Source organism: Streptomyces yongxingensis (genome assembly GCF_055597465.1).
On sequence record NZ_CM145717.1, the window covers coordinates 7106673 to 7116360 of the forward strand.

The 9688-nt window shown below is 74.5% G+C and carries 1 protein-coding gene; it reads left to right on the forward strand.

What is annotated here, in order from left to right:
• Positions 1–43: 43 nt before the first annotated feature.
• Positions 44–9664: a type I polyketide synthase gene (locus ACZ6TD_RS30345; protein ID WP_471343254.1), complete on the forward strand. Its 9621-nt coding sequence runs from the start codon at positions 44–46 to the stop codon at positions 9662–9664.
• Positions 9665–9688 lie beyond the last annotated feature (24 nt).

Below are 9688 nucleotides of genomic sequence, written 5' to 3' on the forward strand. Positions count from 1 at the left end.
GAACTCATGAGCACCACCTCCCTCTTCGCAAGGAGCCGACGCAATGGTGAATAACGAGGACAAGCTCCGGGACTACCTCAAGCGGGCCACCGCCGATCTGCGTCAGGCCCGCCGGCAGCTCCGCGAGGTCGAGGAGCGGCACCAGGAGCCCATCGCGATCGTCGCGATGAGCTGCCGCTACCCGGGCGGTGTGCGCACCCCCGAGGAGCTGTGGCGGCTCGTCCTGGACGGCGAGGACGCGATCTCCGGCTTCCCCACCGACCGTGGCTGGGACGTCGAGTCGCTCTATGACGCCGACCCCGACCAGGCGGGCGCCAGCTATGTGAACGAGGGCGGGTTCCTCTACGACGCGGGCGGTTTCGACCCCGCGGTCTTCGGGATCTCGCCGCGCGAGGCCATGGCGATGGACCCGCAGCAGCGGCTGCTGCTGGAGAGCTCGTGGGAGGCGTTCGAGCGGGCCGGGATCGACCCGACCGGGCTGCGCGGCAGCCGGACCGGTGTGTTCGCGGGCGTGATGTACCACGACTACACCTCGCGGCTGGACTCCGTGCCCGAGGGCGTCGAGGGCTTCCTCGGCACCGGCAGCTCCGGCTCCATCGCCTCCGGCCGGGTGTCGTACACCTTCGGTCTGGAGGGCCCGGCGGTCACCGTGGACACGGCGTGCTCGTCGTCGCTGGTGACCTTGCACATGGCGGTGCAGGCGCTGCGCAACGGCGAGTGCTCGCTGGCGCTCGCGGGCGGTGTCACCGTGATGGCCACGCCCTCGACGTTCACCGAGTTCAGCCGGCAGCGCGGGCTCGCCGCCGACGGCCGCTGCAAGCCCTTCGCCGCCGCCGCGGACGGCACCGGCTGGGGCGAGGGCGTGGGCATGCTGCTGGTCGAGCGGCTGTCGGACGCGCGCCGACACGGCCACCCGGTGCTGGCCATCGTGCGGGGCTCGGCGATCAACCAGGACGGCGCGTCCAACGGCCTCACCGCGCCCAACGGCCCGTCCCAGCAGCGCGTCATCCACCAGGCGCTCACCAACGGCCGCCTCTCCGCCGCCGATGTGGACGTCGTCGAAGCACACGGCACCGGAACGACGCTGGGCGACCCGATCGAGGCCCAGGCCCTGCTGGCCACCTACGGCCAGGAGCACACCGAGGACCAGCCGCTGCTGCTCGGCTCGATCAAGTCCAACATCGGGCACACCCAGGCCGCCGCCGGTGTCGCCGGAATCATCAAGATGGTCATGGCCATCCGCCACGGCGTCCTGCCCAAGACGCTGCACATCGACGAGCCGACCCCGCATGTGGACTGGTCGGCGGGCGCGGTGTCGCTGCTCGCCGAGACCACACCGTGGCCGGAGACCGGCCACCCGCGCCGCGCCGCCGTGTCCTCCTTCGGCTTCAGCGGCACCAACGCCCACACCATCCTGGAGCAGGCCCCCGCCGAGGAGGCCGAGGAAGCCGCCGAGGCACCGGCAGCCCCGACGAAGCGGCTGGCCGTCGTGCCGTGGGCGGTGTCGGGCAAGAGCGCGGCGGGGCTGCGCGCCCAGGCCGAGCGGCTGCTGGCCCACCTCGAGGCCGACCCGTCCCTCAGCCCGGTGGACGTGGCCTTCTCGCTGGCCACCACCCGGGCCCAGCTCGACCACCGCGCCGTGGTGCGCGGCCACGACCGCGACGAACTGCTGGCCGGGCTCACCGCCCTGGCCGAGGGCGGGATGGCGGCGGGCGTCGCGCAGGGCGCCGTGGCCGGCGGCCGCACGGCCTTCGTCTTCCCGGGGCAGGGGTCGCAGTGGGCCGGTATGGCGGTGGGGCTGATGGACGCCTCGCCCGTCTTCGCCGCGCGGATCGAGGAGTGTGCCGCGGCGCTCGCGGAGTTCACCGACTGGTCGCTGGTGGAGGTGTTGCGGGGTGCCGAGGGCGCGCCCTCGTTGGAGCGGGTGGACGTGGTCCAGCCGGTGCTGTTCGCGGTGATGGTGTCGCTGGCCGAGCTGTGGCGTTCGCTGGGGGTCGTCCCGGCGGCCGTGGTCGGCCACTCGCAGGGTGAGATCGCGGCGGCGTGTGTGGCCGGAATCCTGTCGCTGAAGGACGCGGCGCGTGTGGTGGCGCTGCGCAGCCAGGCCATTGGCCGGGTGCTGGCGGGCAAGGGCGGCATGGTGTCGGTGGCGCTCCCGGTGGCGGACGTACGGGAGCGGATCGCGCCGTGGGGCGAGGAGCGCATCTCGGTGGCGGCCGTCAACGGCCCCTCCTCGGTGGTGGTTTCGGGTGAGCCCGAGGCGCTGGACGAACTGCTCGCCGCCTGTGAGGCCGATGAGGTGCGGGCGCGCCGGGTGCCGGTGGACTACGCGTCGCACTCCGCGCAGGTCGAACTCCTCCGCGAGGAACTCCTGGAGTTGCTCGCGCCCGTGGAGCCCCGGGCGGCCGAGGTGCCGTTCCTGTCGACGGTGACGGGGGAGTGGGTCGAGGGTCCGGAGCTGGACGCCGAGTACTGGTTCACCAACCTCCGTCGCACCGTCGAGCTGGAGGGCGCCGTTCGCCGTCTGCTGGACGAGGGCTTCTGGGTGTTCATCGAGTCCAGCGCCCACCCGGTGCTGACGATGGGTGTGCAGGAGACCGCCGAGGACGCGGGCCGTGAGGCCGCCGCGATCGGGTCGCTGCGCCGTGACGAGGGCGGCCTGGACCGCTTCTGGGCCTCCGTCGGCGAGGCGTGGACGCGGGGCGTCACCGTGGACTGGGCCGGGGTGTTCGACGGTACGGGCGCGGCCCGTGTCGAGCTGCCCACGTACGCCTTCCAGCACCAGCACTACTGGCTCGAGGCGGGCAGCCCCGCCGCTGCCGCCGCCACCGCCGCCGACCCCGTCGAGGCCCGCTTCTGGGAGGCCGTCGAGCGCGAGGACTGGCAGGCGCTCGCCGCCGAGCTGGACGTCGACGGCGACGAGCGGGTCAGCGCGCTGCTGCCCGCCCTGGCGTCGTGGCGCAAGCAGGCACGTGAGCGGTCCACGGTGGACGGCTGGCGCTACCGCGTGACGTGGAAGCCGCTCGCCGAGGAGCGGTCCGCGCGGCTGACCGGCGCGTGGCTCGTCGTCACCCCGGACACCGAGGCCACCGAGGACACCTGGACCGACGCCGTGGCCGGTGTGCTCGCCGAACGCGGCGCCGACGTGACGCGGATCGCCGTGGACACCGACGCCGAAGGCCGCGACGAACTGGCCGGGCGGCTGCGCGCCGCGCTCGCCGAGACCGACGGCATCCCGTTCACCGGAGTGCTGTCGCTGCTGGCCCTCGACGGCCGTCCGCACCCCCGCCACGCCTCCGTCCCGGCCGGGGTGGCGGCGCAGCTCGCGCTGGTGCAGGCCCTCGGTGACGCGGAGATCGGCGCGCCGCTGTGGTCCGCCACCCAAGGCGCGGTCTCGACCGGCCGCGCGGACCCGCTGGAATCTCCGGAGCAGGCGCTGGTCTGGGGCCTGGGCCGGGTGGCCGCGCTGGAGCACGGCGAGCGCTGGGGCGGTCTCGTCGACCTGCCCGACACGCCCGACGAGCGGGCGCTGGCCCGGCTGGTGACCGTGCTCGCCGGGGCCGAGGAGGAGGACCAGGTCGCGATCCGCGCCACCGGGCTGCTCGTACGCCGTCTGGTGCGCGCCCCGCTGGCCGCCACGCCCGCCGTACGGGCCTGGAAGCCGGCCGGTACGACGCTGGTCACCGGCGGTACGGGCGCACTGGGCGCCCATGTGGCGCGCTGGCTGGCCGCAGGCGGCGCCGAGCACCTGGTGCTCACCAGCCGCCGTGGCCTGGACGCCCCGGGCGCGGCGGATCTGCGGTCCGAACTGACCGAGCTCGGCGCCAAGGTCACCATCGCCGCGTGCGACGTGGCCGACCGCGCCCAGGTCGAGGCGCTGCTCGCGGACATCCCCGCCGAACACCCGCTGACCGCCGTCGTCCACACCGCAGCCGTGCTGGACGACGGGGTGATCGAGGGCCTGACCCCGGACCAGGTGGACCGGGTGCTGAAGGTCAAGGTGGACGCCACCCGCCATCTGCACGAGCTCACCCGCGAGCTGGACCTGAGCGCGTTCGTGCTGTTCTCCTCCTTCGCGGCCACCTTCGGCGCGCCCGGCCAGGGCAACTACGCCCCGGGCAACGCCTTCCTCGACGCCTTCGCCGAGCACCGGCGCGCCCAGGGCCTGCCCGCCACCTCGCTGGCCTGGGGCCCGTGGGGCGAGGGCGGTATGGCCGAGGGCGGCGTGGGTGACCGGATGCGCCGCCACGGCGTCATCGAGATGGCGCCGCGGTCGGCCGTCACCGCGCTCCAGCACGCGCTGGACCGCGACGAGTCGGTGCTCACCGTCGTCGACATGGAGTGGAAGCGCTTCGTCCTCGCGTTCACCTCCGGCCGCTCCCGTCCGCTGCTGCACGACCTGCCCGAGGCGCGGGACGTCATCCAGGACATGGCCGGGGACGCCGAGGCGGACGGCGCGGGCGCGGTCGCGCTCGCGCAGCAGCTCGCCGGGGTGCCGGAGGCCGAGCGGGAGCGGCTGGTGCTGGACCTGGTGCGCACCGCCGTCGCGGCCGTCCTGGGCTACGCGGGCGCCGACGACGTCGAGGCGGGCCGGGCCTTCAAGGAGCTGGGCTTCGACTCGCTGACCGCCGTCGAGCTGCGCAACCGGCTCAGCGCCGCCAGCGGGCTGAAGCTGCCGCCGACCCTGATCTTCGACTACCCCACCCCCACCGTGCTCGCGCGCCATCTGCGCACCGAGATCGCGGGCGGGCAGCAGGCCGCCGTGGCCGCGCTGCCGACCGCGGCGGCGCTCGCCGACGACGAGCCCATCGCCATCGTCTCCATGAGCTGCCGCTTCCCGGGCGGGGTGCGCACCCCCGAGGAGCTGTGGCAACTGCTGGCCTCCGGTGGCGACGCGCTGTCGGAGTTCCCGGGCGACCGCGGCTGGGACCTCGAGTCGCTGTACGACCCGGACCCGGACGCGCAGGGCACCAGCTACACCCGCGAGGGCGGATTCCTCACCGGGGCCGCCGACTTCGACCCCGCCTTCTTCGGGATCTCGCCGCGTGAGGCCATGGCGATGGACCCGCAGCAGCGGCTGCTGCTGGAGACCTCCTGGGAGGCGTTCGAGCGGGCCGGGATCGACCCGGCCACGCTGCACGGCAGCCCGTCCGGTGTCTTCGTCGGCACCAACGGCTCCGACTACTCCATCCTCATGCGCAGCAACACCGAGGGCTACGAGGGCCACCTCGCCACCGGAAGCGCCGCGAGCGTCGTCTCCGGCCGCCTCTCGTACACCTTCGGCCTGGAGGGCCCGGCGGTCACCGTGGACACCGCGTGCTCGGCGTCGCTGGTGGCGCTGCACCTGGCCGTCCAGTCGCTGCGCCAGGGCGAGTGCTCGCTCGCGCTCGCGGGCGGGGTGACCGTGATGGCCACCCCCGGCACCTTCATCGAGTTCAGCCGCCAGCGCGGACTGTCCTCCGACGGCCGCAGCAAGGCGTTCTCCTCGGACGCCGACGGCTTCAGCCCGGCCGAGGGCGTGGGCATGCTGCTGGTCGAGCGGCTGTCGGACGCGCGCCGACACGGCCACCCGGTGCTGGCCGTCGTCCGGGGCTCGGCGATCAACCAGGACGGCGCGTCCAACGGTCTGACGGCGCCCAACGGCCCGTCCCAGCAGCGCGTCATCCGGCAGGCCCTCGCCAACGCCCGGCTGTCTCCGGCCGAGGTGGACGTCGTCGAAGCACACGGCACGGGTACGACGCTGGGCGACCCGATCGAGGCGCAGGCGCTGCTCGCCACCTACGGCCAGGACCGGCCCGACGGGCAGCCCCTGCTGCTCGGCTCCATCAAGTCCAACATCGGCCACGCCCAGGCGGCCGCCGGTGTCGCGGGTGTGATGAAGCTCGTGCTCGCGCTGCGCCACGGCGTGCTGCCGGAGTCGCTGCACATCGTCGAGCCGACCCCGCATGTGGACTGGTCGGCGGGCGACATCGAGCTGCTGACCGAGGCGCGGGAGTGGCCGGAGACCGGCCGTCCGCGCCGGGCCGCCGTATCCTCGTTCGGCTTCAGCGGTACCAACGCACACGCCATCATCGAGCAGGCACCCGCGGAGGAGCCGAGCGAGGCTGAGCCGGTGACCCGGCCGCTCGGCGCCCTGCCGTGGACGGTGTCCGGCAAGAGCGAGGCGGCGCTGCGGGCGCAGGCCGCCAAGCTGCTGGCCCACCTCGACGCCGACCCGGCCCCGCGCCCGCTGGACATCGGCCACTCGCTGGCCACCACCCGTGCCGCCTTCGACCGGCGCGCGGTGCTGGTGGGCACGGACCGGGACGATTTCGTCCGGGGTTTGGACGCCCTCGCTAGGGGGCAGGTCCTGCCGAACCTGGTGCAGGGGGCCTCAATCGGGGGCAAGGCCGCATTCGTGTTCCCAGGACAGGGGTCACAATGGGTAGGCATGGCCGTGGAGCTGTTGGATGCTTCACCGGTGTTCGCTGCCCGTATTGATGAGTGTGCCGCCGCGCTCGCAGAGTTCACCGACTGGTCGTTGGTGGATGTGCTGCGCGAGGCGGAGGGCGCACCGTCACTGGAGCGGGTGGACGTTGTTCAGCCGGTGTTGTTCTCCGTGATGGTCTCACTCGCGGAGCTGTGGCGTTCGCTGGGCGTCGTCCCGGCGGCCGTGGTCGGCCACTCGCAGGGTGAGATCGCGGCGGCGTGTGTGGCCGGAGCCCTGTCGCTGAAGGACGCGGCGCGTGTGGTGGCGCTGCGCAGCCAGGCCATTGGCCGGGTGCTGGCGGGCAAGGGCGGCATGGTGTCGGTGGCGCTCCCGGTGGCGGACGTACGGGAGCGGATCGCGCCGTGGGGCGAGGAGCGCATCTCGGTGGCGGCCGTCAACGGGCCGTCGTCGGTGGTCGTCTCCGGTGAACCGGCCGCGCTCGATGAGCTGGTGGCCGCGTGCGAGACGGACGAGGTGCGGGCCCGCCGGGTGCCGGTGGACTACGCGTCGCACTCGGCCCAGGTGGAACTCCTCCGCGAGGAACTCCTGGAGTTGCTCGCGCCCGTGGAGCCCAGGGCGGCCGAGGTGCCGTTCCTGTCGACGGTGACGGGGGAGTGGGTCGAGGGTCCGGAGCTGGACGCCGAGTACTGGTTCACCAACCTGCGTCGCACCGTCGAGTTGGAGGGCGCCGTTCGCCGTCTGCTGGACGAGGGCTTCGGGGTGTTCATCGAGTCCAGCGCCCACCCGGTGCTGACGATGGGTGTGCAGGAGACCGCCGAGGACGCGGGCCGCGAGGCCGCCGCGATCGGGTCGCTGCGCCGCGACGAGGGCGGCCTGGACCGTTTCCACACCTCGCTGGGCGAGGCGTGGACGCGTGGTGTGGCCGTGGACTGGGAGGCGGTGTACGAGGGGACGGGCGCGGCCCGCGTCGAGCTGCCCACGTACGCCTTCCAGCACCAGAGCTACTGGCCGCGGGCGGCCGACACCGTGGCCGACGAGTCGGGCGCGCCGTCCGATGCCGTGGACGCCCGCTTCTGGGAGGCCGTCGAGCGGGAGGACCTGGAGTCGCTGGCCGACACCCTCGCGTTCGAGGACGACGGCGAGCGGTCCTCGCTCGGCGCCGTCCTGCCCGCCCTGGCGTCGTGGCGCAAGCAGGCCCGCGAGCAGTCCACCGTGGACGGCTGGCGCTACCGCGTGACCTGGACCTCCCTGACCGACGCCCAAGCCCCCCGGCTGTCCGGGACCTGGCTGCTGGCCGTGCCCGAGTCCGCCGCCATCGACGACTGGACGCTCGGCGCGGTCCGGATGCTCACCGAACGCGGCGCCGAGGTGCGGCAGATCACCCCGGCCGCCGTGGAGTCGGACCGCGCGTCGCTGACCCGTCTGGTGCGCGAGGAGCTGGCCGACGCCGGAGCCGTCTCGGGTGTGCTGTCGCTGCTCGCCTTCGACGCGGGCACCGCGCCCGGCACCGACGGTGTCAGCGCCGGGCTGGTCGGTACCGCCGTGCTGATCCAGGCCCTCGGCGACGCCGGGGTGGACGCGCCGCTGTGGTGCGCCACCCGGGGCGCGGTCGCCGTCGGCCGGACGGACCAGGTGGAATCCCCCGAGCAGGCGCTCGTCTGGGGCCTCGGCCGGACCGCCGCCCTGGAGTACCCGGAGCGCTGGGGCGGTCTGGTGGACCTGCCCGGGGCGCCCGACGAGCGGGCGCTGGCCCGGCTCGCCGGGGTGCTCGCCGGGACCGACGGCGAGGACCAGCTCGCGGTGCGCGCGGCCGGGGTGTTCGCCCGCAGGCTCGCCCACGCCCCGCTGGCCGGGGTGCCCGCCGTACGGTCGTGGAAGCCGTCCGGTACGACGCTGGTCACGGGTGGTACGGGCGCGTTGGGCGCCCATGTGGCGCGCTGGCTGGCCGCAGGCGGCGCCGAGCACCTGGTGCTCACCAGCCGCCGTGGCCTGGAGGCGCCGGGCGCGGCCGAACTGCGGGACGAGCTGATCGGGCTCGGCGCCGAGGTCACCGTCGCCGCGTGCGACGTGGCCGACCGCAAGGCCGTCGAGACGCTGCTCGCCGCCATCCCGGCCGACCGGCCGCTCACGGCGGTCATGCACGCCGCGGGCGTCCTGGACGACGGCGTCCTGGACGCGCTCACCCCGGAGCGGTTCGCCACCGTCCTCGGCCCCAAGGCCGACGCGGCGCGCCATCTGGACGAGCTGACCCGCGAGCTGGACCTGTCCGCGTTCGTGCTGTTCTCCGGTATCGCGGGCACCCTCGGCGACGCCGGACAGGGCAACTACGCGGCGGCCAACGCCTATCTGGACGCGCTGGCCGAGCGGCGCCGCGCCCAGGGCCTGCCCGCCACCTCGGTGGCCTGGGGCCGCTGGGGCGAGACGGGGCTGGCCGCGGACGGCGCCATCGGCGAGCGGCTGGACCGGGGCGGCGTCCCGGCGATGGCGCCGCACGCCGCGATCACGGCGCTCCAGCGGGCCCTGGACCACGCGGACACGGTCGTGGCCGTCGCCGACATCCAGTGGGACCGCTTCGCCGGCGGCTACACGGCCGTTCGCCCCAGCCCGCTCATCGGCGAGCTGCCGGAGGTCAAGCGGCTGCGGGAGACCGGCGGCCCGGCCGGCGAGCCCGGCGCGGCCTCCGACGGCTCCCCGGCGGACGCGCTGCGCAAGCGGCTGGCCGGGATCTCCCGGGCCGAGCAGTCCCTGGTCGTCCTGGAGGTCGTGCGCGGGAGCGCGGCCGCCGCGCTCGGCCACCCCTCGACCGACGAGGTCGGCGCCGGGCGGGCGTTCAAGGAGCTGGGCTTCGACTCGCTCATCGCGCTGGAGCTGCGCAACCGGCTCACCGCCGCCACCGGGCAGAAGCTGCCCGCCACGCTGGTCTTCGACTACCCGACCCCGGCGGCGCTCGCCGAGTTCCTGTGCGGCCGGATCGTGGGCGACGGCGGCACGGCCGCGGCCCCCGGGCTCGCGGAGCTCGACGCGCTGGAGTCCGCGCTGTCCGTCCTGGACCCCGACAGCAAAGCACGGGACGACATCGCGGCCCGGCTGCGGGACCTCGCGGCGAAGTGGGCGGAGCCCCGTACGGCCGATGCCGAGGCGGCCGACGGCGACGGCGGCACCGTGACGGAGAAGTTGCAGGAGGCGACGCCCGACGAGGTCTTCGCCTTCATCGACAAGGAACTCGGAATCTGAGGATCGACGGGTCCGAGGGCGCAA